Source organism: Streptomyces sp. NPDC085866, from assembly GCF_044541035.1.
Lineage (GTDB): Bacteria > Actinomycetota > Actinomycetes > Streptomycetales > Streptomycetaceae > Streptomyces.
Window position 1 is genome coordinate 367,510 of sequence record NZ_JBITSQ010000002.1, and the last position, 25,035, is coordinate 392,544.

Annotated in this window: 20 protein-coding genes and 1 pseudogene; 16 read left to right on the forward strand and 5 right to left on the reverse strand. The window is 71.6% G+C overall.

The annotated features are described in order from the left end of the window. Positions 1–61 precede the first annotated feature (61 nt). Complete coding sequence (gene folP / locus ACIF83_RS05070) at positions 62–889, forward strand: dihydropteroate synthase (protein ID WP_399724052.1); 828 nt, start codon at positions 62–64, stop codon at positions 887–889. Between the two features lie 45 nt (positions 890–934). Then, positions 935–3,265 carry an FdhF/YdeP family oxidoreductase gene (locus tag ACIF83_RS05075; protein ID WP_399723510.1) on the forward strand — a complete coding sequence of 777 codons (2,331 nt, stop codon included), beginning with the start codon at positions 935–937 and terminating at the stop codon, positions 3,263–3,265. Here ACIF83_RS05075 and ACIF83_RS05080 read toward each other — a convergent pair. The 3 genes from ACIF83_RS05080 to ACIF83_RS05090 form a co-directional block, all read right to left on the reverse strand. Then, positions 3,253–4,050, reverse strand: coding sequence for an IclR family transcriptional regulator (locus ACIF83_RS05080; protein ID WP_398138061.1), 798 nt, complete (start codon positions 4,048–4,050; stop codon positions 3,253–3,255). The genes ACIF83_RS05075 and ACIF83_RS05080 overlap by 13 nt on opposite strands. 72 nt (positions 4,051–4,122) lie before the next feature. Then, positions 4,123–4,992 carry a formyltetrahydrofolate deformylase gene (gene purU / locus ACIF83_RS05085; protein WP_393477419.1) on the reverse strand — a complete coding sequence of 290 codons (870 nt, stop codon included), beginning with the start codon at positions 4,990–4,992 and terminating at the stop codon, positions 4,123–4,125. A 143-nt stretch (positions 4,993–5,135) separates the two neighbouring features. Further along, the gene (locus tag ACIF83_RS05090; RefSeq protein WP_399723512.1) at positions 5,136–5,921 is read right to left on the reverse strand and encodes an IclR family transcriptional regulator; all 786 of its coding nucleotides are present in this window, start codon (positions 5,919–5,921) and stop codon (positions 5,136–5,138) included. A 273-nt stretch (positions 5,922–6,194) separates the two neighbouring features. Here ACIF83_RS05090 and ACIF83_RS05095 point away from each other — a divergent pair, with 273 nt between their 5' ends. The 7 genes from ACIF83_RS05095 to mshA all read left to right on the forward strand — a co-directional run bounded on the left by ACIF83_RS05095 (position 6,195) and on the right by mshA (position 14,830). Continuing rightward, positions 6,195–7,280: an S-(hydroxymethyl)mycothiol dehydrogenase gene (locus tag ACIF83_RS05095; protein WP_393477413.1), complete on the forward strand. Its 1,086-nt coding sequence runs from the start codon at positions 6,195–6,197 to the stop codon at positions 7,278–7,280. A gap of 137 nt (positions 7,281–7,417) precedes the next feature. After that, complete coding sequence (gene solA, locus ACIF83_RS05100; RefSeq protein ID WP_399723515.1) at positions 7,418–8,566, forward strand: N-methyl-L-tryptophan oxidase; 1,149 nt, start codon at positions 7,418–7,420, stop codon at positions 8,564–8,566. Positions 8,567–8,586: 20 nt separating this feature from the next. Further along, positions 8,587–9,720 (forward strand): aromatic ring-hydroxylating dioxygenase subunit alpha, encoded by a 1,134-nt coding sequence (locus tag ACIF83_RS05105; protein ID WP_399723517.1) that lies wholly within the window; start codon positions 8,587–8,589, stop codon positions 9,718–9,720. A gap of 236 nt (positions 9,721–9,956) precedes the next feature. Continuing rightward, positions 9,957–11,138 carry an NAD(P)/FAD-dependent oxidoreductase gene (locus tag ACIF83_RS05110; protein WP_399723519.1) on the forward strand — a complete coding sequence of 394 codons (1,182 nt, stop codon included), beginning with the start codon at positions 9,957–9,959 and terminating at the stop codon, positions 11,136–11,138. 159 nt (positions 11,139–11,297) lie between these two features. After that, on the forward strand, positions 11,298–12,680 hold the full coding sequence (locus ACIF83_RS05115) for an L-serine ammonia-lyase (protein WP_393477402.1): 1,383 nt from the start codon (positions 11,298–11,300) through the stop codon (positions 12,678–12,680). Between the two features lie 15 nt (positions 12,681–12,695). Further along, a complete protein-coding gene (gene fdhD, locus ACIF83_RS05120) occupies positions 12,696–13,553 on the forward strand; it encodes a formate dehydrogenase accessory sulfurtransferase FdhD (protein WP_399723521.1) in 858 nt (285 codons plus the stop codon). Beyond that, a complete protein-coding gene (mshA, locus tag ACIF83_RS05125) occupies positions 13,550–14,830 on the forward strand; it encodes a D-inositol-3-phosphate glycosyltransferase (protein WP_399723523.1) in 1,281 nt (426 codons plus the stop codon). Before fdhD ends, mshA begins: the two co-directional genes overlap by 4 nt. A gap of 9 nt (positions 14,831–14,839) precedes the next feature. Here mshA and ACIF83_RS05130 read toward each other — a convergent pair. Further along, positions 14,840–15,056, reverse strand: a pseudogene (locus ACIF83_RS05130) (ATP-binding cassette domain-containing protein); the annotation flags it as partial. A 292-nt stretch (positions 15,057–15,348) separates the two neighbouring features. Between ACIF83_RS05130 and ACIF83_RS05135 the strand changes: the two are divergent. The 6 genes from ACIF83_RS05135 (at position 15,349) to ACIF83_RS05160 (ending at position 23,010) form a co-directional block, all read left to right on the forward strand. Then, complete coding sequence (locus ACIF83_RS05135; RefSeq protein ID WP_393477396.1) at positions 15,349–15,888, forward strand: ArsR/SmtB family transcription factor; 540 nt, start codon at positions 15,349–15,351, stop codon at positions 15,886–15,888. Next, positions 15,885–17,171 (forward strand): MFS transporter, encoded by a 1,287-nt coding sequence (locus ACIF83_RS05140; protein WP_399723525.1) that lies wholly within the window; start codon positions 15,885–15,887, stop codon positions 17,169–17,171. The genes ACIF83_RS05135 and ACIF83_RS05140 overlap by 4 nt, the downstream gene beginning before the upstream one ends. Positions 17,172–17,652: 481 nt before the next feature. After that, positions 17,653–18,786, forward strand: coding sequence for a gala protein (locus tag ACIF83_RS05145; protein ID WP_393477391.1), 1,134 nt, complete (start codon positions 17,653–17,655; stop codon positions 18,784–18,786). Beyond that, the gene (locus ACIF83_RS05150) at positions 18,783–20,603 is read left to right on the forward strand and encodes an ankyrin repeat domain-containing protein (protein WP_399723527.1); all 1,821 of its coding nucleotides are present in this window, start codon (positions 18,783–18,785) and stop codon (positions 20,601–20,603) included. The genes ACIF83_RS05145 and ACIF83_RS05150 overlap by 4 nt, the downstream gene beginning before the upstream one ends. Then, positions 20,600–21,811: an AAA family ATPase gene (locus ACIF83_RS05155; protein ID WP_398138069.1), complete on the forward strand. Its 1,212-nt coding sequence runs from the start codon at positions 20,600–20,602 to the stop codon at positions 21,809–21,811. The genes ACIF83_RS05150 and ACIF83_RS05155 overlap by 4 nt, the downstream gene beginning before the upstream one ends. A gap of 11 nt (positions 21,812–21,822) precedes the next feature. Then, positions 21,823–23,010, forward strand: a complete 1,188-nt coding sequence (locus ACIF83_RS05160) for a VWA-like domain-containing protein (protein WP_399723530.1) — start codon at positions 21,823–21,825, stop codon at positions 23,008–23,010. 26 nt (positions 23,011–23,036) lie between these two features. Here the strand turns inward: ACIF83_RS05160 and ACIF83_RS05165 are convergent, their stop codons facing one another. Continuing rightward, on the reverse strand, positions 23,037–23,234 hold the full coding sequence (locus ACIF83_RS05165; RefSeq protein WP_389177530.1) for a hypothetical protein: 198 nt from the start codon (positions 23,232–23,234) through the stop codon (positions 23,037–23,039). 324 nt (positions 23,235–23,558) lie between these two features. Here ACIF83_RS05165 and ACIF83_RS05170 point away from each other — a divergent pair, with 324 nt between their 5' ends. Continuing rightward, complete coding sequence (locus tag ACIF83_RS05170; RefSeq protein ID WP_399723532.1) at positions 23,559–25,007, forward strand: gluconokinase, GntK/IdnK-type; 1,449 nt, start codon at positions 23,559–23,561, stop codon at positions 25,005–25,007. Positions 25,008–25,035: the final 28 nt, after the last annotated feature.

The window sequence follows — 25,035 nt, forward strand, 5'->3', positions numbered from 1 at the left end:
GCGCCCCGGACTCCCGGACCTGCACCCGCACGGGCTGCCCCGGCCGGGCCGGACGCTGGTCATGGGCGTGGTGAACGTGACCCCGGACTCGTTCTCGGACGGCGGCCGGTCGTTCGCCCCGGAAACGGCCGTCGCCCACGGACTCGCGTTGTTCGAGAAGGGCGCCGACATCGTGGACGTCGGCGGTGAGTCGACCCGCCCGGGCGCCGTACGCCCGCCTGCCGAGGAGGAGTTGCGGCGCGTACTGCCCGTCGTCAGGGAACTCGCCGCGGCGGGCGGGGTGGTCAGCGTGGACACCATGCGGGCCGAGGTGGCCGCCCGCGCCCTCGACGCGGGCGCCCGGCTGGTCAACGACGTCTCGGGCGGCCTCGCCGACCCCGCGATGCTGCCGTTGATGGCGCGGGCGGACACGCCGTACGCGCTGATGCACTGGCGCGGACACGCCGCCGGTATGCAGGCCAACGCCGTATACGGAGATGTCGTCACGGACGTGGTCGACGAACTGCGCCTGCGGATCGAGGCCGCGCTGCGGGCGGGGATCCCGCGCCACTGCCTGATCGTCGATCCCGGGCTGGGCTTCGCCAAGGAGCCCGGGCACAACTGGGAACTGCTGGGCCGGCTCCGGGAGGTGGCCGCACTGGGTCGTCCCGTCCTCCTGGGCGCGTCACGCAAGTCGTTCCTGGGCCGACTGCTGGCGGATCCGGAGACCGGAGACCCCCGCCCGGCGCCGCTGCGGGACGCCGCGACCACCGCCGTGTCCGTTCTGGCCGCAGCGCAGGGCGTCTGGTGCCTGCGTGTGCACGATGTCGCCTCGACGTGCGACGCGGTACGGGTGACCGCTCGCTGGGGCGCCGAGGCCGATATGTCGGCGCGGGCCCAGCTGCGCTGACAGCACTGTCCGCCCTGTTCGCCCTGTCCGTGAGGAGAGACAGCCATGGCACGCAAGGCCCCGCGCGAGGAACCCGGCGAGGGCGCCCTCGAGGTGACCGCGCCCAAGCAGTGGGCCGCCGGGCTCCCCGCGGTGACACACGCACTGCGCATGGGGTACGACCAGATGGGCGCCCGGCGCACCGCGCTGACCCTGCTCAAGGTCAACCAGAGGAACGGCTTCGACTGCCCCGGCTGCGCGTGGCCCGAGCCGGACCACCGGCACACGGCCGAGTTCTGCGAGAACGGCGCCAAGGCCGTCGCCGAGGAGGCCACCGTCCGCCGGGTGACCCCGGACTTCTTCGCCGCGCACCCGGTGAGTGAGCTCGCGGGCCGCAGCGACTACTGGCTGGGCCAACAGGGCCGGCTCACCCGGCCGATGTACAAGCCGGCCGACTCGCAGACGTATGTGCCGGTCACCTGGGAGACGGCGTTCGACATCGTCTCCCGGGAGCTCGGGGCGCTGCGCAGCGCCGACGAGGCCGCCTTCTACACCTCGGGCCGCACCTCCAACGAGGCCGCGTACCTCTACCAGCTGTTCGTGCGGCAGTTCGGCACCAACAACCTGCCGGACTGCTCGAACATGTGCCACGAGTCGAGCGGTTCGGCGCTCACCGAGACGATCGGCATCGGCAAGGGCAGTGTCCACCTCGACGACCTGTACGACGCCGAGCTGATCTTCGTCGTCGGGCAGAACCCCGGCACCAACCACCCCCGGATGCTGTCCGCCCTGGAGCAGGCCAAGCGCCGCGGAGCGCGCGTCGTCGCCGTGAACCCACTGCCGGAGGCCGGGCTCCTGCGCTTCAGGAACCCGCAGAACGCCCGCGGCCTCGCAGGCGGCGGCACGCCCCTCGCGGACCGCTTCCTGCAGATCAGGCTCGGCGGCGACCTGGCGCTCTTCCAGGCGCTGTCGCGGCTGCTGCTGGACGCCGAGGACGCCGCGCCCGGCACGGTCCTCGACCACGACTTCATCGCCGAGCACACCGACGGCTTCGAGGCCTACGCCGACCAGTTGCGCAAACTCGACTGGGGCGACGTCGCGGAGGCGACCGGACTTCCGCTCGACGCCGTCGAGGCCACCGCCCGCGACGTCCTGTCCGCCCGGTCGGTCGTGGTGTGCTGGGCGATGGGCCTGACCCAGCACAAGCACTCCGTGCCCACCATCCGTGAGGTGGTGAACTTCCTTCTGCTGCGCGGCAACATCGGGCGTCCAGGCGCCGGAGTGTGTCCCGTGCGCGGCCATTCCAACGTGCAGGGCGACCGCACGATGGGCATCTACGAGAAGCCGGCGCCGGATTTCCTCGACGCGCTGCAAGGCGAGTTCGGCTTCGAGCCGCCCCGCAGGCACGGATTGGACGCGGTGGAGACGATCCGGGCGATGGGCACCGGCGAGGTGAAGGTGTTCTTCGCCATGGGAGGCAACTTCGTCTCCGCCGCCCCGGACACGACCGCCACCGAGCGCGCCCTGCGCGGCTGCCGGCTCACCGTCCAGGTCTCCACCAAGCTGAACCGTTCCCACGCCGTCTGCGGCCGCGAAGCCCTCATCCTGCCCACGCTCGGCCGTACCGAGCGCGACCGGGGGCCGGACGGGGCGAACCGGTTCGTCACCGTCGAGGACTCGATGGGGATGGTGCACGCCTCCCGGGGCGGACTGCCGCCCGCATCGCCGCACCTGCTCTCCGAGCCGGCCATCGTCTGCCGGCTGGCCCGGAGCCTCTTCGGCCCGGGCGGCGACGTGCCGTGGGCGGTCTTCGAGGCCGACTACGACGCCGTCCGCGACAGCATCGCCCGGGTCGTGCCCGGCTTCACCGACTTCAACACCCGGGTGCGGCGCCCCGGCGGCTTCACCCTGCCGCACCCCCCTCGCGACGAGCGGCGCTTCCCGACGCGCACGGGCAAGGCCAACTTCACGGTCAACCCCGTGGAGGTGCTGCGGGTACCGCCTGGCCGCCTGCTGCTGCAGACCCTGCGCAGCCACGACCAGTACAACACCACGATCTACGGCCTCGACGACCGTTATCGCGGCATCCGCCAGGGACGACGGGTGGTCTTCGTCCACCCAGACGACCTCGCGGAGCGCGGGATCGAGGACGGCGATCCGGTGGACCTCGTGAGCGAATGGCCGGACAGTCCGGACCGGCGGGCGGAGGCGTTCCGTGCCGTCGCGTACGACACGCCCCGTGGCTGCTGTGCGGCCTACTTCCCCGAGGCCAACGTGCTCGTCCCGCTCGACGCGGTGGCCGACACCTCCAACACGCCGACGTCCAAGAGCGTCGTCGTACGCCTGGAACGCCGTGTCGCGCCCGCCGCGGGCCCGGAGGGGGCTCAGCCCAGGTAGCCCATCCGGTGGCTGATCTCCTGCGCGCCCTTGAGCAGCGCGGGTGCGAGTTCGTGGATGCGTTCCTCGGTGAAGCGGTACGCCGGCCCCGATGCGCTGATGGCGGCGATGACCTCGCCGTCCCGGGAGCGGATCGGGGCCGCCATCGCGTGCAGACCGACCTCCAACTCCTCCAGCGTCACGGCGTATCCGCGCTCGCGCGCCTCGGTGAGGTCTTGTTCGAGCTTCGTCTGTGCGGTCAGGGTGTGCGGCGTCAGCTTCTTCAGCCCGGCGGCCGCGAGCACACGGGCACGCTCCTGCGCCGGCAGATGGGCCAGCAGGATCTTGCCGCTGGACGTGGCGTGCACGGGAGTGAGCTGCCCGACCCAGTTGTGCGAGCCGACGGCGCCCGGGCCGCGCACCTGGTAGAGGTTGACCGCGTAGTGCTCCTGCAGGACGGCGATGTTGACCGTCTCGCCGACCTCGTCTGTCAGCCGCTCGCACACCGGCCGGCCCTGCTGGGTGAGGTCGAGGCGGCCGGTGACGGCACCTGCGAGACGCACGATCCCGAAGCCCAGCCGGTACTTGCCCCGCTCGGCCGCCTGCTCGACCAGACCGCGTGCCTCCAGCGCCCCGAGCAGCCGGAACGCGGTCGACTTGTGGACGTCGAGCTCGGCGGCGACCTCGCTGACCCCCGCTTCGCCGCGCTGGGCGAGGATCTCCATGACGCTGACGGCACGGTCGACGGACTGCACCCCGTTCACTCCGGGAGCTGCTGTTTCTCCATCTGCCGTGTAGTTGCTCATAGCGCAACTATACGGACCGGAGTCCCTGTGTCCCGTGGATTCGGCGAGGCAATGGTGAAGGCGTCCGGCGCGTCAGCGGAAGACGACCGTGCAGTGGCCGTTGACCAGTACCCGGGACTCGCTGTGCCACTGCACGGCGCGGGCGAGCACCTGGGCCTCGACGTCGCGGCCCAGGGTGACCAGCTCGTCCGGGGCGTGCGAGTGGGTCACGCGGACGACGTCCTGTTCGATGATCGGGCCTTCGTCGAGGTCGGGCGTGACGTAGTGCGCCGTGGCCCCGACGAGCTTGACGCCGCGCTGGTGGGCCTGGACGTACGGCCTGGCCCCCTTGAAGCTCGGCAGGAAGGAGTGGTGGATGTTGATGGCCCGGCCTTCGAGCTGCTTGCACAGGTCGTCGGAGAGGATCTGCATGTACCGGGCGAGTACCACCAGGTCGATGTCGAGCTCGTCGACGAGTCGGAGCAGCCGCGCCTCGGCCTCCGCCTTGGTGTCGGGTGTCACCGGGATGTGGTGGAAGGGGATGCCGTAGTTCTGCGCCAGCGGCTCGAAGTCGCGGTGGTTGGAGACGATCGCCGGGATCTCTATGTTGAGCGCGCCCGTCGACTTGCGGAAGAGCAGGTCGTTCAGGCAGTGGCCGAACTTCGACACCATGATCAGCGTGCGGGTCGGGGTCGACGCGTCGTGCAGCCGCCAGGTGATCCGGTACGCCTCGGCGACCGGACCGAAGCCGGTGCGCAGGTCCTCCAGCGAGGCGGGACCCGAGACGTCGAAGTGCACCCGCATGAAGAAGCGGTCCTGGAGCCGGTCGTCGAACTGCTGACTCTCCAGGATGTTGCCCGAGTGGCTCACCAGGAAGCTGGTCACGGCGTGGACGAGGCCGGCCCGGTCGGGGCACGAGAGGGTGAGGACGAACTCGCGGCCGGGCTGCGGTCGAGGAGACATGACATCCTCCCTTGGTGCGCAATGCGCAACGATTTGGATGATACGCAACATGGTCCAGCCAGGGTGGCTGACTGGTCAAGGGGTGGTGTTCTTCTTGGCGCATCGCGCTGTGTGATGCGCAACGGCCGGATGTCGGGGTGGGCTCAGCGGCGAACGAGATGGCCCAGCCGGTTCGAGATCTGCTCGGCGGCGGCCCGCACCAGGGCGGAAACCTCCGGCAGTCGCTGCTCGGACAGCCGGAAGGACGGTCCTGAGGCGCTGAGTGCCGCCACCGCCTGGCCGTTGAAGGTGAAGACCGGCGCGGCCACCGCGTTCAGCCCCGTCTCCAGCTCCTCGACGCTGTAGGCGCACCCGTCGGCGCGTGCGCTCCTCAGCTGTGTCCGCAGCGCGCCGGGATCGGTGACGGTGCGGGGTGTGCAGCGCTCCAGGGGTGCCGCGAGCCTGCTCTCCAGTTCCGGTTCGGGCAGGTGTGCCAGCAGGATCTTGCCGCTGGAGGTGGCGTGCAGCGGTGTGCGCCGGCCGAGCCAGTTGTGCGTGGTGATGGCCGAGGGGCCGAGCACCTGGTCGATGTTGATGGCGGCGTCCCCGTCGAGGATGGCCACGTTGATGGTCTCGGCGATCTGTACCGCCAGTCGCTCGCGCACCGGGCGGCTCTGCCGGGAGAGGTCCAGTCGCACGGTGGCGGCGCCGGCCAGGCGGATCAGGCCGAGGCCGAGGCGGAACTTGCCCCGTTCCTCCGCCTGTTCGATCAGTCCGCGCAGTTCCGGGGCGGTGGCCGGCCGGGATGCCGTCGACTTGTGCACCCCGAGTTCGGCGGCGATCTCGGTGACGCCCGCCTCTTCCTGGCGCCCCAGTAACTCGAGGATGCTCGCGGCCCGGTCGACGGACTGCACCGGGGACTCGGGTCGACCGTCCGTGCTGTTGCTCATGGCGCAACCTTACGTAGAGCGGCACGTGTCTCGTCATGTGATGCATCAATCGCAATGCGCAACATCATGGAGGCGGCTCGAGAAAGTCGCAAGAGCTTCGGTGGCGCGCCTTGACAGTTGCCGCCGCAGGAGCAGACAGTTTGACCGTTGCTTATAGCGACGCTTAATGCGTAATACGCAACGACGCTCCAGTCTTCTCTCCCTCCGTCGATCACTCCGGAGGAACGATCGACGTCCCGCCGTCCCGAACATCCCCTCAACGAGGAGAGCCAAGTGGCACACGAGGTACGCGCCGTAGTCGCCCGGAAGAAGGGTGCCCCGGTGACGGTGGAGAGCATCCGGGTGCCCGACCCCGGCCCGGGCGAGGCGCTGGTGCAGGTGCAGGCGTGCGGCGTCTGTCACACCGACCTGCACTATCGGGAGGGCGGGATCGGCGACGAGTTCCCGTTCCTGCTCGGCCATGAGGCGGCGGGCGTGGTCGAGGCGGTCGGCGAGGACGTCACGGACGTCGCACCCGGCGACTTCGTCGTACTCAACTGGCGTGCCGTCTGCGGCAAGTGCCGGTCCTGTCGCAGGGGCAGGCCGTGGTACTGCTTCGCCACGCACAACGCCACGCAGTCGATGACGCTGTCCGACGGCACCGAGCTGACCCCGGCCCTCGGTATCGGTGCCTTCGCGGAGAAGACACTGGTCGCCGCCGGGCAGTGCACCAAGGTGGACGCAACCGCCTCGGCCGCCGCGGCAGGGCTCCTCGGCTGCGGCGTGATGGCTGGGTTCGGCGCGGCCGTCCACACCGGCGGTGTCGGCCGCGGAGACTCGATCGCGGTGATCGGATGCGGCGGCGTGGGCATGGCCGCCATCGCGGGTGCCAAGGTGGCGGGCGCGAGCCGGATCATCGCCGTCGACGTCGACGAGCGCAAGCTCAAGTGGGCCGAGGAGTTCGGCGCCACCGACACCGTCGACTCCACCAAGACCGACGCCGTCGAGGCCGTTCGCGCCCTCACCGGCGGCTTCGGCGCCGACGTCGTGGTGGACGCGGTGGGCCGCCCCGAGACCTACCGACAGGCCTTCTACGCCCGCGACCTGGCGGGCACCGCCGTCCTGGTCGGCGTCCCCACCCCGGAGCTGACCCTCGAGCTGCCCCTCCTGGACGTCTTCGGCCGCGGCGGGGCGCTGAAGTCCTCCTGGTACGGCGACTGTCTGCCCTCCCGCGACTTTGCCGCCCTGATCGACCTGTACCTGCAAGGCCGCTTCGACCTGAAGGGCTTCGTCACCGAGACGATCGCCCTGGACGAGGTGGAGGCGGCGTTCGACAGGATGCATCGGGGCGAGGTGCTGCGCTCGGTGGTGGTCCTGTGACGGCGCGGACCGATCGTGCACACCGGGCACGGTGACACCGGCACGACACGCATCCCGGAGACGTCGCGCATCCGGCGCCGAACCGCCCCGGGGCGGATCCCACGCATCGTCAGCACGATTCCCAGGGAGATGGACACATGGCCCTTTCGTACGACGTCATCGTCGTCGGCCTGGGCGGGATGGGCAGCGCAGCCGCCTACCACCTCGCCGTCCGCGGTCAGCGGGTGCTCGGCCTGGAACGCTTCGGGCCGGCCCACAACCTCGGCTCCAGCCACGGCGGTTCCCGTATCTACCGCCAGGCCTACTTCGAGGACCCGGCCTACGTACCGCTGCTGCTCCGCGCCCACGAACTGTGGGAGAAGCTGGCCGTCGACTCCGGGTACGAGGTCTTCACCGAGACCGGTGGTCTCATGATCGGCCGCGAGGACAGCACGGCCTTCGCCGGCACCCTGCACAGTGCCCGGCAGTGGGACCTGGACCACGAGGTCCTCGACGCCGCCGACATCCGGCGCCGTTTCCCCACCTTCAACCCGGCCGCCGAAGACGTCGCCTTCCACGAGCGCAGGGCCGGGATCGCCCGGCCCGAGGCGACCGTCACCGCGCACCTCGACCTGGCCCGGGCCCACGGCGCCGACCTGCACTTCGCGGAAGTGGTCCTCGGCTGGGAGGCCGACGGTCCGGGCGGCAAGGCCTGGGTGGTCACCGACCGCGGCGCCTACACGGCCGACCGGCTCGTCTTCGCCCCCGGAGCCTGGGCGTCGAAGCTCCTGCCCGACCTCGGTGTGCAGGTGACGGTCGAGCGCCAGGTCATGTACTGGTTCCAACCCGAGGGCGGAACGGGCCCGTTCACCGCCGACCGGCATCCCGTCTACATCTGGGAGGACCCGGACGGCACCCAGATCTACGGCTTCCCGTCCCTCGACGGCCCCGAGGGCGGCGCCAAGGTCGCCTTCTTCCGCAAGGGCGTCCCCAGCGACCCGGACACCCTGGACCGGCAGATCCACCCGGACGAGATCGAGGCCATGGCCGCGCATCTGCGCCCGCGCATCCCGGCCCTGCCCGGCCGCTTCCTCAAGGCCGCGGCCTGCATGTACAGCAACACCCCGGACGAGCACTTCGTCCTCGCGCAACACCCCGAGCACCCGCGGGTGACCGTGGCCTGCGGATTCTCCGGCCACGGCTTCAAGTTCGTACCGGTGATCGGCGAGATCATCGCCGACCTGGCCACCGACGGCACCACCGATCACCCCATCGCCCTCTTCGACCCGCGCCGCGTCCGCGTCTGACATCTTTCGAGGTGACACCGATGACCACGACCGATCTGCCCCCGAGCCTGATCTCCACGCTCTCCGGGGAGTACTACACCGACCCCGCCGTCTTCGCTCTGGAGCAGGAGCGCGTCTTCGAGGCCATGTGGTTCTGCGTGGCCCGTGCCGCGGAACTGGCCGCGCCCGGTCAGTTCCGCACCTGTCAGGTCGGGCGGGAGAGCGTGCTGGTCTCACGCTCCCGGGACGGCGCGATCAAGGCGTTCCTGAACATCTGCCGGCACCGCGGCGCCAAGCTCTGCACCGAGGAGTCCGGCGAGGTCAAGCGGGCGTTCCAGTGCCCCTATCACGCCTGGACCTACGGCCTTGACGGCAAGCTGGTCGCCGCGCCGAACCTGACCTCGATGCCGGACATCGACCGGACCGCGTACGGCCTCGTCAACGTGCACGTCCGGGAGTGGCTCGGCTATGTGTGGGTGTGCCTGGCCGACAATCCGCCGTCCTTCGAGGAGGACGTGATCGGGGCCGCGGTCGAGCGGCTGGGCGACACCGAATCGATCGAGAACTACGGGATCGACGACCTCAAGGTGGGCCGGCGCATCACCTACGACGTCGAGGCCAACTGGAAGCTCATCGTCGAGAACTTCATGGAGTGCTACCACTGCGCCACCATCCATCCCGAACTCACCGAGGTCCTGCCGGAGTTCGCCGACGGGTACGCGGCGCAGTACTACGTGGGCCACGGCGCGGAGTTCGGGGAGGAGGTCAAGGGCTTCACCGTCGACGGCTCCGAGGGCCTGGATCGCATTCCCGGGGTCGCGCAGGGTCAGGACCGCCGGTACTACGCCATCACCGTCAAGCCGCAGGTCTTCATCAACCTCGTGCCCGACCACGTGATCTTCCACCGGATGTACCCGCTGGCGCACGACCGCACGGTGGTGGAGTGCGACTGGCTCTACCTGCCGCACGTGGTGGAGAGCGGCAAGGACGTGGACCGTTCGGTGGAGCTCTTCCACCGCGTCAACCAGCAGGACTTCGACGCCTGTGAGCGCACCCAGCCCGGGATGAGCTCGCGGGTCTACACCAAGGGCGGTGTCCTGGTGCCCAGCGAGCACCACATCGGCGCCTTCCACACCTGGCTGCAGGACAAGCTCGACGTAGGACCCGTCCGCTGATCCAGGCCGCCCCCGGTACCGCCCGTCCACCTGCCGCTCGGCCCCTCCGGCAGGTGGACGGGCCCAGCTCTGCCCTACTGCCTCCCCGCTGCGTTGCGGATAGCGATGTCCGGTTCGCCATGGAAAACAAATGTCCGCCCATCTCTTGACAGTCGATCGGCGCAGCGGAAAGCATGTTGCGTATAGCGATCGATGTTGTGTTATTCGAGACAGTGTTCTGTACCCGGAGGACCGGCATGAGGAGCATCACCGTCGTCGGAGCGTCGCTGGCCGGCCTCAGCACGGTGCGCGCGCTGCGCACGGAGGGCTACGACGGCGAGATCGTCGTGGTCGGGGAGGAGCGGCACACCCCCTACGACCGGCCTCCGTTGTCCAAGGAGTTCCTCAAGGGCGACCTCGACGCCGACGCGCTCGCGCTGGGCGACGCGGCCGAGTACGAGGAGCTGCGGGTGCGGTGGCTGCTCGGCGAGCGCGCGGTCCGACTGGACCCGGCGGACCGCTCGGTGACCCTGGCCGGAGGACGGCAACTGCGCACCGACGGAGTGGTCATCGCGACGGGAGCCACACCCCGCAGGCTCCCCGGCATGGAGGGGCTGGCCGGCGTCCACACCCTGCGGACCCTGGACGACGCCCGGTCCCTGCGCACGGAGTTGCTGAACGGCCTGCCCCGGGTCGTCGTCATCGGCGCAGGTTTCATCGGCGCCGAGGTGGCGTCCACCGCCCACCGGCTGGGGCTCCATGTCACCGTCGTCGAGGCGCTCGACGTACCACTGGAGCGCCAACTGGGGCGTGAGATGGGGCTGGTGTGCGCCTCGCTCCACAGCGATCACGGGGTCGGACTGCTGTGCGGCACCGGCGTGGCGGGCTTCACCGGCAGCGGCCGGGTCACCGGAGTGAGACTGACCGACGGGCGGGTGCTGCCCGCCGACATCGTCGTGGTCGGGGTGGGGGTGCGACCCGCCACCGACTGGCTGGCCGGCTCCGGCGTACAGGTCGACGACGGCGTGGTGTGCGACGCCGGCTGTGCGACCGCCGTCCCGGCCGTGGTCGCCGTCGGTGACGTCGCCCGCTGCCCGCATCCGTTCACCGGACGGCATGCCCGTGTCGAGCACTGGAGCAACGCCACCGAACAGGCGACAACCGCTGCCCGCACGCTGCTCTCCGGGGTGTCGGCCCCCGCCCCGCGCACCGCGCCGTACTTCTGGTCCGACCAGTACCAGGTGCGCATCCAACTCGCCGGACACGTCGCTCCCGGTGCCGTGCCCGAGGTCGTCGAGGGCGACCTCGACAGCCGCTCCTTCACGGCCGTCTACCACCGTGAGGGCTCCGCCGTCGCCGTGCTCTCCCTCAACCGGCCGAAGCTGTTCAACCGGCTTCGCCGCACCCTCGTCCCGGCCACCGCGGCACCCGTCGCATGAGCCGCCCGTCCCCACCGCCCGCGCCGTCCGCGCTCGGGGTCCGCGTCACCGCCCTGGCGGAGAAGCAGCCGCTCCACCCGGGCCGGTGACCGACAACCCTCCCGCAGGGGCGTGCCCGGGACATGCCCGGCACGCCCCGCCCATCCCACGGAGTATGGCGTGGCAATCAGCGTCTTCGACCTGTTCTCCATCGGCATCGGCCCGTCCAGCTCGCACACCGTCGGCCCGATGCGGGCCGCCGGGATGTTCGCCGCCCGGCTGAAGAAGGACGGCCTGCTCGCCCAGACCGCCGCGGTGCGGGCGGAGCTCTTCGGCTCCCTCGGCGCCACCGGGCACGGCCACGGGACCCCCAAGGCCGTACTGCTCGGGCTGGAGGGCAACGAGCCGCACACCGTCGACATCGCCCAGGCCGAGCTGGACGTCGAGCGGATCCGCGCCACGCGACGCATCCGCCTCCTCGGGGCGGAGATCGGTGCGGCCCACGAGCTCGACTTCGACGTCTCCACCGACCTGGTCCTGCACCGCCGGCGGTCACTGCCGTACCACGCCAACGGCATGACCCTCTTCGCATACGACGCCGACGGCCTGCCACTGCTGGAGAAGACGTACTACTCGGTCGGCGGCGGCTTCGTGGTCGACGAGGACGCCGTCGGCGCGGACCGGATCAAGCTCGACGACACGGCGCTGCCCCACCCCTTCCGCACCGGCGACGAGTTGCTCCGCCTCACGAAGGAGACGGGCCTGTCCATCTCGTCGCTGATGCTGGAGAACGAGAAGGCCTGGCGCACCGAGGAGGAGATCCGCGCGGGACTGCTGGAGATCTGGCGGGTCATGCGGGCCTGCGTCTCCCGCGGCCTGTCCCGCGAGGGCATCCTCCCCGGCGGCCTGAAGGTGCGCCGCCGGGCCGCGGCTGCGGCCCGGGCGCTGCGCAGCGAGGGCGACCCGGGGAGCCGGGCGATGGAGTGGGTGACCCTCTACGCGATGGCGGTGAACGAGGAGAACGCCGCGGGCGGCCGGGTCGTGACCGCGCCGACGAACGGCGCGGCGGGCATCATCCCCGCCGTCCTGCACTACTACCTCGACTTCGTTCCCGGCGCCGACGAGGAGAGCATCGTCCGGTTCCTGCTCGCGGCGGGCGCCATCGGCATGCTCTTCAAGGAGAACGCCTCCATCTCCGGGGCCGAGGTCGGCTGTCAGGGCGAGGTCGGCTCGGCCTGCTCGATGGCCGCGGGCGGTCTGGCCGAGGTGCTGGGGGGCAGCCCGGAGCAGGTGGAGAACGCCGCCGAGATCGGGATGGAGCACAACCTCGGCCTGACCTGCGACCCGGTCGGCGGCCTGGTCCAGATCCCCTGCATCGAGCGCAACGGCATGGCCGCGGTCAAGGCCGTGACCGCCGCTCGGATGGCCCTGCGCGGCGACGGCCGTCACCACGTCTCCCTCGACAAGGTCATCAAGACCATGAAGGAGACCGGGGCCGACATGAAGGTCAAGTACAAGGAGACCGCGCGTGGCGGCCTCGCCGTCAACGTCATCGAGTGCTGAGGCGGGAGTCGGGCCATGGGACGGGTCACCGAGCGACGGCGCGTGCTGCGCATCCGGGACGGAGCGGTGAGCGCGCGGCCGGACACACTGGTGGCCGAGGAGCCGCTGGAGATCAGGCTGGGCGGCAGGCCACTGGCGATCACCATGCGCACACCCGGTGACGACTTCGCGCTGGCCACCGGGTTCCTGGTGAGCGAGGGCGTCGTCCGCCGGGCCGAGGACGTGGCGAACATCGTCTACTGCGCGGGCGCGACGGAGGACGGTGCGAACACGTACAACGTCGTCGACGTACGGCTCGCTCCCGGCGTGCCCCTGCCCGACATCACGCTCGAGCGGAACGTCTACACCACCTCGTCCTGCGGGCTGTGCGGGAAGGCGAGTCTGGAGGCCGTGCGGACCACCGCCGCGTGGCCGATCCGAGACCGGCCCCCGCTCCGAGTCACCCCGAAGGCGCTGGCCGCCCTGCCCGACCGACTACGGGCCGCGCAACGGGTGTTCGACCGGACCGGCGGCCTGCACGCGGCCGGGCTCTTCTCGCCCGAGGGCGAACTGCTGGATCTCCGGGAGGACATCGGTCGGCACAACGCCGTCGACAAGCTCATCGGCCGCGCACTCCGGTCCGGCGAACTGCCGCTGTCCCGGAGGATTCTGCTGGTGTCCGGGCGGGCGTCCTTCGAGCTGGCACAGAAGGCGGTCATGGCGGGCGTCCCGATGCTGGCGGCGGTCTCGGCACCGTCCTCCCTGGCGGTGGACCTCGCGGCGGAGACCGGGCTCACTCTCGTCGGCTTCCTGCGCGGCGGCTCCATGAACGTCTACTCCGGCGAGCACCGCCTCGACCCGCCACCGCAGCCGGAGGGAGGGTTCGAGAAATGAGCCGGCACCTGCCCCGCCGCGTGGCCATGCTCAGCGTGCACACATCACCGCTGCACCAGCCGGGCACCGGCGACGCCGGCGGGATGAACGTCTACATCGTCGAGCTCGCGGTACGCCTCGCCGCCCTCGGCATCGAGGTGGAGATCTTCACGCGGGCCACCTCCGCCGAGCTCCCGCCGAGCGTCGAACTCGCGCCCGGAGTCCTGGTACGGCATGTGCACGCGGGCCCCTATGCCGGCCTGGCCAAGGAGGAACTCCGGGGCCGGCTGTGCGCCTTCACCCGGGGTGTGACGCAGACCTGGGCCGGCCACCGCCCCGGTCACTACGACCTGCTCCACTCGCACTACTGGCTCTCCGGCCACGTCGGCCGTCAACTCGCCGAGCGCCGGGGCGTCCCGCTGGTGCACGCCATGCACACCATGGCCAGGGTGAAGAACGCCTCCCTCGCCGAGGGCGACACCCCCGAGCCCGCGAGCCGCGTGATCGGGGAGACACAAGTCGTGCGGGCCGCACACCGGTTGATAGCGAACACCGAGAGGGAGGCGGAGGACCTCCTGCGCCACTACGACGCCGACGCCGACCGGGTCGCCGTCGTCCACCCCGGAGTCAACCTGGACCGGTTCAGGCCCGACACCTCCGGCGTCTCGGCCGGCCGGGCCGCCGCCCGCACCCGCCTCGGTCTGCCGCACAACGCACTCGTCGCGCTCTTCGCCGGCCGCATACAGCCGTTGAAGGGGCCGGACGTCCTGTTGCGCTCGGTGGCCCGGCTCCTGGAGGAGCGGCCGTGGCTGCGTGAACGGATCCTGGTGCCGGTCGTGGGCGGGCCGAGCGGCAGCGGTCTGTCCGAGCCGGACGAGCTGCAGAAGCTGGCGGCCCGGCTCGGCGTCCTGGACGTCGTGCTGTTCCGGCCGCCGGTCGGCCAGGACCGACTGGCCGACTGGTATCGCGCGGCGTCGGTTGTCGTCATGCCGTCCTACAGCGAGTCCTTCGGGCTGGTCGCCGTCGAGGCACAGGCCTGCGGCACACCGGTGATCGCCGCCGAGGTCGGCGGTCTGCCGGTGGCGGTGCGAAACGGTGTGAGCGGAGTTCTCGTACCAGGGCACGATCCGGCTGACTACGCACGGGAGTTGTGCCGCTTCGCCGACGACCCGGCACGCTCCGCCCGCATGGGTACGTCCGCGGCCCGGCACGCCCGGTCCTTCGGCTGGGACGCGGCTGCCGCGGCGACGGCGGAGGTGTATGCGGCGGTGTTGCGCGAGCGTCGCCTGCGCAGGTGAACACCCGCGTCGACGGGTGGCCGCTTCATTGATCGCGTCGAGGTGGGAGGCGGGCTCGTCCAGCAGGAGCAGCGAGGGGCGGGCCGGCAACGCGTGGGCGAGGGCGATGCGTTGGCGTTCGCCGCCGGAGAGGTCGCTGCCGCGCTCGCCGACGTCGGCGGCCGGGCCGCCGGTCGACGACCTCGCCCAGCCGGGCCAGCTCGACGAGGCGCCGGATCTCCGCTTCCGGGTGTGAGTAGTCGAGGTACAGAAAGTGCCGCTGAGATTGATCTCGCTCGGGTCCGCCTACTGCGCGGGCTCTTCGAGCTGACGGGGCACGGCGCCCGTGCGTAGTTCGCGCAGGTCGGGCAGCAGGTCGCGGGCAGCCTTGATGACTTCCTCGGTGGCGACGGTGGGGCGTCCGCCGGCCCGGCCGCGGGCGCGAGCTGCGGCCAGGCCCTCGCGGGCTGGACAGCCGATTCCGGAAGCCGAGCAAAACTCCCTTGCCTAATGGTCAAGAAGTGTTGACTATTGGAGGCATGCCTACCGATGATCTTCCCGAGACGTTCCACGTCACCACTGACGAGCAGCTGCGCGCCGTTTCCAATCTCACGCGTCACCGGATCATGGCCGTGCTCCGCTTCGAGCCCGCGACGATTACGCAGATCGCCGAGCGAGTGGGCCTTGCGAAGGGGAGTTCCAGCTACCACGTACGGCTGCTGGAGCGGGCGGGCCTGGTGAAGGTGGTGCGAACGCGGAAGGTCCGGGGGGTCACCGAGCGGTACTACGCAATGGCCGCGCGGGCGATCGTGCTGCCGGATCCGGGCGAGGGAGGGCCGGATGTGCTGATGCGGCATGCGGTGGCGGATCTGGAGGCAGCGCCGGTGGATGGCGAGCGGCACGTGCGGATGGCGCATCTGCGGCTCACCGAGGAGCAGTTCGCGGAGCTGGGGGCACGGCTGCAGGCACTGGCGGACGAGTACCGGGAGCTGTCCGATCCGTCGCTGCCGGACGCGTCACTCGTCTTCGCACTGTTCCACCCGGCATCGCGCGGGCAGGTCGAAGGGGACGCCAAGTGACCTCAGACGTTCGGAAGCTGCCGACCGGGTTCGGGCGGCTGTGGACTGCACAGACGGTGTCCTCGCTCGGTGACGGGGTGTCGCATGCCGCGCTGCCGCTGCTCGCGTTGACGTTGACGCGGGATCCGATGGCGCTCGCTGTCGTCACGGCCGCCGGAACGCTGCCGTGGCTGCTCTTCGGGGTGCTCGGCGGTGCGCTGGTGGACCGCTGGGACCGGCGGCGCACGATGTGGGTCACGGACGCGGCACGTGCGGTGCTGCTCGCGATACCGGCGGCAGCGGCCGCGCTCGACGTGCTGAGCATTCCACTGTTCGCGGCCGTCGCCTTCCTCCTCGGCCTCGGCGGACTCTTCTTCGACACGGCCGCCACGGCCTATCTACCGGATCTGCTCGGCCGTGACCCCGCGCTCCTGGAGCGCGCCAACTCCCGCCTGCGCGGCACCCAGACCGCCGCGTCGGGCTTCGCCGGGCCACCCGCGGGCAGTGCCCTGCTCGCGCTCGGGCGGGCGGTTCCGCTGCTCGCCGACGCGGTCTCGTTCGCGCTCTCCGCACTGCTCGTACGGTCGCTGCCTGCCGCACCCCGGCCCGTACCGCAGGCCCGCGAGTCGCTGCTGCGGCAGGCGCGGGCCGGCGCCTCGTACGTATTGCGGGATCAGTTGCTGCTCGGGCTCGCGCTGCGTCCGGCGGTCGGGAACATCGCCTTCCTCGCCGTGGAGACCGTACTCGCCCTCTTCGCGCACGACCGTCTCGGCATCGACACCTTCGGCTTCGGCCTGCTCCTCACGGCGGAGGCCACCGGCGGTCTGCTCGGCGCGGGCATCGCCTCCTTCCTCGGCCGACGACTCGGCACCGGCGCCGCGCTCACCTGCACGGCCGCAGTCGAGGGACTCGCCATCCTGGGCCTCGCCGTCGCCTCGAACCCGTACGTCGCCGGCCTCGCGCTCGCCGTCTGCGGCGCGGGCATGGGCGCCACGATGGTGCTCGGCCCCTCCCTCCGACAGGCGATCGTCCCCGCCCATCTGATGGGCCGGGTCGCCTCCACCTCCCGCATGCTCGCCATGTGTGCCGCCCCGTTCGGCGCCTTCCTCGGCGGCTGGCTGGCCGCCACCTACGACGTACGCACCCCGCTCTGCACCGCCGCCGGCCTCCTCCTCGCCATGACCACCGTCACCGCGACGATGACCAGCAACCGCCGGGTTGATGCGGCGCTGCGTGCCGCCGCCCCGGCCGGTGAGCCAGATCACCCGGATTCCTCGGATCCCGTTCAGGAGCGTGCCGTTTAGGGCTCCGCGAGGTCGTCGGGCCAGTGCTGAGGCCGGCTCGGCGTTCCTCGCCTCGGCCCCGGAGCGTCGGGCGCCTGGCCTCAACGGGACGCAACGAGTGGCCCGGCGGAGCCGGACGAGCTCGGCGCCTCGTAGGCCTTCTTCATGACCACTCCTCACATACCGGTTCCGGCCACTTCCCCCGAGCGACGGCCGCGGCTCGTCGGGAGACGCACCCGTGGGTGTGCTCCCTCTTCGCTCGCCGTCCGAGACCAACCGGGTTCGAACACAAAGGCGACAGCCGCTATGATCTCCGCGGCAAGGCTGTAGCGCAGAGGTCGTCGCGCCCAAGCATCAAGCTGGAGGACGTCGGTTCGAATCCGGCCAGCCTTGCCGCCCTTGTCGTGGAGGAAAGTCGATTGGCGTCGGTTCGTCCTGGGCGGGCGGAGGGCGATGCCGCCCTCGGCGAGCCGGGCACCGGCGATGGACCGGTGGAGTGGTGATGACGCAGCCGACACCCGTACGCTGCCCCGCGATCGAGCACCCCGACATCCCGATCAGTGATCCCGCCGCTCTGGAGCCCTTGCTCGCCCGACTGCGGTCCGCTCGGCCGGTCGAGGCCGACGAGACCTTCCCGCTCGGCACGTTGCGTGCGGACGGGCGTGTCGACCTGTGCAAGCAGGGCCTCGGAGCGGTCGGCGCCGCCCGGCTGGTGCCCGTCGCCGCCGCCTCCGCGCACGCCACGCACGTCCTGCTCGGCACCAACGCCATCGGGAACCAGGGAGCGCGCACGGTCGCCGACGCACTGGTCGACGGCCACGGCCTGCACACGCTCTACCTCGGCTGCAACCGCATCGGCCCCGAGGGCGTCACCGCGCTCGCCGACGCGCTGACGACGGACGGCACCGTCCGCGCCCTGTGGCTCAAGCGCAACCCCGTGGGTGACGAGGGCGCCCGCGCGCTCGCTGCGATGCTGCGCCGCAACACCACGCTGCGCACCCTCGACCTGGTCAACACCGGCCTGACCACCGACGGTCTGCGAGCCCTGTTCGACGCCCTCACCCACCGGCCCAGCCCGGTGGAACGCCTCTTCCTCGGCGGCAACGGCCTGACCGCCGACGCGGCCCCGCTGCTGGCGGCGCTGATCCGCGAGGCGGGTGTGCGCGAGCTGTACCTCCCCGCCAACCACCTCGGAGACGAGGGCGCCGCGATCCTCGCCGCCGCGGCCGACCCCGCACGGCCGGTGCGCCTCGGCCTGGGCGGCAACGGGATCGGCCCCGTCGGTGCCCGGGCCCTCGCCGACTCCCTCGGCGGGATCGAGGCACTCGACCTGGGCCGCCCGCCGTCGGAACGCAGCCTCGGTGCCCCCGCCAACACCACCGGCGACGCAGGCGCCCACGCGCTGGCCGCCGCGCTGCCGGGCAGCCCACTGCGCCGGCTGGAGCTGTGCCACACCGGCCTGACCGGCCGGGGCGCGAAGACACTGCTGGCGGCCGTGCCCGACAACTCGCCCCTGGAGTACGTCGGTCTGGGGCCCGGCCTGCCCCGCAAGGTGAAGCGGTCCTTCACCCAGCGTCTGCGGCCCGTCGGCAGGGCCCATCCCGACCTGCACGCGATAGGGAGTGTCTACCGTTGAGCTCTCGTGGCGAACTCCGTTGTTTCCCTGCGGACGAGGTGGCCAGCCGGCGCCGGATCCGCCGGTACGCGGTGCCCGGCCGGATGATCGAGCGCGCGACCGAACGCCGTCTGGCCGGTGACTGGTCGGGCGCCTGCGCGGCGGCGAACGTCGACGTCACCTTCGACCTGGCCGAAGTCGCCGACCACTGTGGCGACGAGGTCGCCGCGGCTCTTGCGGACGACCTCCGCCACTTCGCCCCCGACCTGCTGCGCTGGCACCTGCCGCGCGTGCTCGGCGGACGGACCACGCTCGCCACCGACACGACGGTCGTCCTCGCGCGCTACCGCCCGAAGACAACGGACGAGGGCCGCCGGGCCACGCCCTACCTGCACATCACCACGCCTGCGATGATCGACGGACCGCAGCGGATCGCCCTGCGGTTCAGTACGGTCACGGACGAGCAGGCCGCAGGCGTCTTCGGGCGGACCACGCAGGACTGGCGGTACGCGCGGCACCTGTGGGACGCACGGCACGCCGCCGAGCTGCGTGAACGGTGCGGCGGCGGCACGGACAGGCCGCCGTTCTTCCACGCCGACGCCACCCCGCGCGGCACGGAGGAACTGCCTGCGGCCGATGCAGGCGACGGCGACCCGGCGGCGCGGGCCGAGTGGGCCACGCTGCTGCACCAGAAGGGCGAGATCCAGGCCGCCTTCGCCGCCGCCGGTATCGAGCTGGACCTGACACCCCCGCAGAAATCGGGCTGGTACCAGGCGGATCCGGAGCAGCTCCTGGGCGGGCTCGCGCTCGACCACACCCGCCTGGAGCCGGAGATCCGTCGGCAGATGGCCGAGGGCGTCGGCGTCCGTTTCCTCATCGCCGCGCACTGGCGGACCTACGTCCTGCTGGAGCCCACGGACGCCGGCGGGCTGCTGGCGCGGGCCGTCGACCGGGACGACGTGAAAGGCGAGCCCATTCTCGCCGAGGCCCTGTGGCGCAGGCTCCCCGACCTGGACTTGATGCGTGTCGGAGGCGTCGCGGCGGAGCATCTGCATCCGCTCGTCCGCGAGGCGCTGTTCCCCGCCCTCCAGGTCCCGGACGGCCCGGTCGGCCCGCCAGGGGCGCCGGCTCCCGCACCCGTGCGGGTCAGGTGCCGCGGGGAATGGCACGAGGTGGCCTTCCGGCCCGGCGGCCTGCTGCGCATGCCGCACAGCGACGAGGAACAGCAGCGCGAACGCGCCCTGCGTGCCTTCGGCGGAGCCGTCGCCGGATGCTTCGCCGTGGAGCAGACGTGGACCTCTGGAGAAGGCCGTCTGCCGAAGGCGCTGCGGGCGCAACGCCACGAACTGTTCCTGCGCGCCCAGCACGGTGACACCCCTGGCGTGCTGGAGCTCCTGGACGCGGGCTTCGATCCCCGCGTGCGGGACGCCAGTGGTCGCACCCTGCTGCACGTACTGAACCTCCTCGACCACGAGACGCTGCTGCCGCGGCTGCTGGCGCAGGGGCTGGACCTCGAGGCCCGCGACCGGCGGGAGCGCACGCCGCTGTTCGTGGCGGTCAACGACCTCGGTTCGAAGGCGCTGGTGGAGGCGCTCGTCGCCGCCGGGGCGCGGCTCGACGTGATCGACCAGTCCGAGTTGTCGCTCGCCCAGCTCGTCCGCCGGTACAAGCGGCCCGACCTGGCCTTCCTCCGGGCACGCGTGCAGGAGGAGCATCCGGGCGTCGGCGCCGAGTGGTGGGACGAATGGATGGACGAGCAGGACGAGTACTACGCCGACGAAGCCGAAGAAGCAGACGAAGCCGATGAAGCCGACGACGAGGAAGAACCGGTCCTTTGAGTACCGACCGTACCGCCCCCACCGCGCCGTCCGGTCCGCTGGCGGCCGCGGACGACCTCAACCGCAGGCTGCGCGCACGACGGACCGAACCCGCCGCGAACCCGCAGCTGGAGGCGCTCGCCCTCGCCGTGACGGCCAATCAGCCCGTGCTGCTGTGGGGGGAGCCGGGAATCGGCAAGTCGGCCGCCCTGGAGCAGCTCGCCGCCGGGCTCGGCCTGCCGCTGGAGACGGTCATCGCCAGCGTGCACGAGCCCTCCGACTTCGCCGGCCTGCCCATCGTCGGTGACGACCCGGCCGTGACCGGCGTGCCGATGGCCCCGCCGGACTGGGCGGTCCGCCTCGCCCGGGCCGGACAGGGCCTGCTCTTCTTCGACGAACTCTCCTCCGCGCCGCCGGCCGTGCAGGCGGCGCTGCTGCGTGTGGTGCTCGAACGACGGGTCGGCAGCCTCGTCCTGCCGGAGGCGGTGCGCATCGTCGCCGCCGCCAACCCGCCGTCCAGCGCGGCGGACGGGTGGCATCTCAGCCCGCCGCTCGCCAACCGCTTCGTCCACCTCGAATGGACCCATGACCCCCGGACCGTCGCCCGCGGCATGGCCGGTACCTGGCCGGAGCTGACCGTGCCCGTCGTCGACGCCGGCAAGGTGCCCGGCGCGGTTGCACGGGCCCGCGGCGCGATCTCCGGTTTCCTCACGGCCCGGCCCGGCCTGGTCCACCACATCCCCGGCGACGCCGAGAGCCGCGGCCGGTCCTGGCCGTCCCCTCGCACCTGGGAGATGGCACTCAAGCTGCTCGCCGCCGGGTACGCCGCCGGCGTCGGCCGCGAGGCGCTGGCCGCCGCGCTCACCGGCGCCGTCGGGGACGGCGCGGGCATCGAGCTGCTGTCCTACCTCGAAAACCTCGATCTGCCCGACCCCGACCGGGTCCTCGCCGACCCGGACGCCTTCACCCTGCCCGGCCGCGGCGACCGGCAACTGGCGTTCCTCATCGCGGTGGTCGCCGCCATCCAGAGTGACCTCACCCGGCCGCGGTGGGAGGCCGGCTGGGCGGTGCTGGCGAAGGCCGTGGACGCGGGCGTACCGGACGTGGCCGCCCGGGCCGCCACCGACCTCGCTGCGATGCGGCACCTCGACTGGCCCGTACCGCCCGGCATCGACGGGTTCCTGGACCTGCTGCAGATGTCCGGGGCGCTGCCCGGCGCCGGCCGGTGAGGAGCGCGGGGATGACGGAGGATTCCCGCCGCTCCCTGGACATGACCAGACTGCTCGCCGCCCGCTACCGGGCGGCGAGCGACCGGCCGTATCTGGCTTCGGCGTTGTACGCCCTGACCGTCGTTGCGAGCACAGAGGTCCGGACGATGGGGGTGGACCGGCACTGGCGCTGCTATGTGTCGCCCGCCTTCGTCGACGCGACGCCGGTGCCCGAGCTCGCCGGCGTCTGGGTGCACGAGGTGGCGCACCTGCTGCGGGACCACCACGGTCGGGCGGACCGGCTCCCGGCCGCCGCCCAGCGCGACTGGCACCGCGTCAACGTCGCGCAGGACTGCGAGATCAACGACGACCTGCTCGCCGACGGCCTGCGTCTGCCCGAGGGGCGCATGGAACCCCGCCTCTTCGGCCTCCCCGAAGGCCAGTTGTTCGAGGTATACCTGGAACAACTGCCGCCGCAGGTGCGGGCGCCGGACTGCGGATCGGGCGCCCACGGCCGGCCCGCGCCCTGGGAACTCCCCGACTCCGCCGGCCCCGCACGGCTCGGCGAGGTCGAGGCGCAGGCCCTGCGGCGGCAGACCGCCGAGGCGATGCGCGCCCATCAGCGCACCCGTGGCACCCTGCCCGCGGGCTGGCAGCGCTGGGCCGAGGAGATCCTGGAGCCCACGGTGGACTGGCGACGGGCGCTGTCCGGCGCGGTCCGGGAGGCCGCCGCATGGGCCGGCGGAGCCGTCGACTACACCTACCGCCGCCCCTCGCGCCGTACCCCGGCGCTGAGGGGCGTCGTCCTGCCGAGCCTGCGCCGCCCGTTGCCGCGGGTGGCCGTCGTCATCGACACCTCCGGTTCGATGGGCGACGCCGAACTGGCCGCCGCCCTCGCGGAGGTGACGGGCGTCCTGCGCGAGGTGGGCCTACGAGGCAACCGTGTGACCGTACTCGCGTGCGACGCCGACGTGCAGGCCGTGTCCCGGGTGGCGGCCACCGAGCAGATCACCCTGGGCGGCGGTGGCGGCACGGACATGCGCGTCGGCATCGACGCAGCGCTCGCGACACCGGACCGCCCGAGCATCGTCGTCGTCCTCACCGACGGGTTCACCCCCTGGCCCGACGAGAACCCACCCTGCCGCGTCATCGCGGCCCTGATCGGCTCCGCCGCACCACAGCCCCCGAGCTGGGTGGAGACGGTACGCATTCCCACCTGACCCAGGGAGCCCGGTGCACTCCGGGTTCACAGCAGCAGGGGAAGACTCACCAGCGCCGCGCCGCTCGCTCCGAGCGCCGCCAGGATCGAGGCCGGCCAGTTGCGGGACTGGGCGTACGTCAGCAGGCCTGCCAGCAGTCCCGCCACCACCGCGGCTAACAGGATGAGCGCCCAGCGCAGTGACAACCGCTCAGGCGGAGGCGTGGGCGAGGTCGGTTCGGGCATACGGCTCTCCTGCGGCTGCGTCGGAACGGGGACGAGGCAGCCCTGCGTCAGCTGCCGCGCGTCGAAACCGGCCCTGCGACGGCGCACATCCACTCGCTCCGTCCGGTCCTGGGCGATACCGAAACCTTTCGAATGGGTGACCACGGTACTCATCTGATCTAGGTCAGAGAAGGCTTCTGATGCCTCATCAATCGGCCTCGGAGTCGCACGGGGAAGGTACTGGCCTGCGGAGCGCTCCGGCGTGCGCCCCCAGGCCATTCAGTGCTCCCTCAGGCTGCGTTCGGACGGCTGACCAGTACGCCGCTGTGACCTAGCATCTCCGCCATGACTGGTCCCGAAGCCGACCTGCCCGAAGGATCCGAGGACGTGTCACGGGGCTCCACCGCGAGGGTGGTGGAGCGACTGGGCTGCCAGATCGTGGAAGGCGGCAAGCCCCGCGACCACCACCTCACCGTGGACGCCGTCACGCAGGAGTTCGAGGTCACCCGGCCCATGGCCCGCGAGGCCCTGCAGACGCTGCACCAGAAGGGCCTGGTGAATCTGCAGGCCCGGATCGGGGCCACCGTCCAGGCGCTGGAACGGTGGGACCTGCTGGACCCGGACGTGATCGCGTGGCGGCTGGAGGTGGCCCCCGACAGCCAGATGCGTTCACTGACCGAGTTGCGCGAGGTGATCGAACCCCGCGCGGCCAGACTGGCCGCCCTGAGCCGGTCCGCGGAGATCTGCCACGACCTCACCAGCCACGCCCGCACCCTGCTCGCCCTGAGCGAGGACCCGGACTTCGCGCAGCCACAGGAGGGCACGGCGGTCCGGCAGCGCTTCAGGGACGTGGACGCGGCCTTCCACCGGACGCTCCTCGCCGGCTCGCGCAACGAACTGTTCGTCCGCCTCTCCTATCCGGTCGTCATGGCGCTGAACCACCGCATCGACAGGGACTGGGCCGGCGCCCACCAGGAGTCGGTGGTCACGCCGACGCGGGCCGTCGTCGGTGCCGACACCGTCCAGAGGTATCCCACCCGGCCGGAGCCGATCGCCATGTGGCTGCACATGGGACTGGCGTACGCCATCGACCAGGGGCTGGCCACGGCCGCGGAGGCCTTCGCGGAGGCTCTCCTCGCCGAGATCCGCAGCGGACGGCTGCACGATCCCGGCGTACGCGACCGACTGCGGGCGGGCCTCGACCAGTTCAACGCCAACGGCCTGCCGCCCGCTCATCGAGCCGGCTTCCAGGAGGCCATGGCCGGCTTGTTCCACGCCCGGCGCCCACCCGTCGTCGTCATGGGAGTCAGCGGATGCGGCAAGAGCACCGTGGGCCGCTACCTGGCGGATTCGCTCAGGGTGCCGTTCGAGGAGGGTGACGACTTCCATCCCCTGTCCAATGTCCGATCCATGAAGAACCGAATCCCTCTCGACGACCGCAGCCGCAGTCCGTGGCTGGCCGCCATCGCGAGCCGTATGCGGGCGGCGGGTCCGGAGGAGGGGCTGGTGATCACCTGCTCCGCGCTGAGACGCATCTACCGGGAGTTGCTGCGCGTGGCCCGGCCCGACGTGTTCTTTGTGTACCTGGAGATCGACCAGGACGAGGCGACTTCCCGCGTGGAGAGCAGAGAGCCGCACTTCATGCCGGCCGACCTCGTCTCCTCACAGTTCGAGGACCTGGAGCCACTCGACAAGGACGAGGAGGACGGAACCGAAGTCGACGCGACCCGGCCGATCGCACAGATCGTCGCCGAGGTCCAGACAAAGCTGGCCGAGCGCACCTGGGGTCTGTGACCACCCCGGTCTCATCCCGTCCGAACCG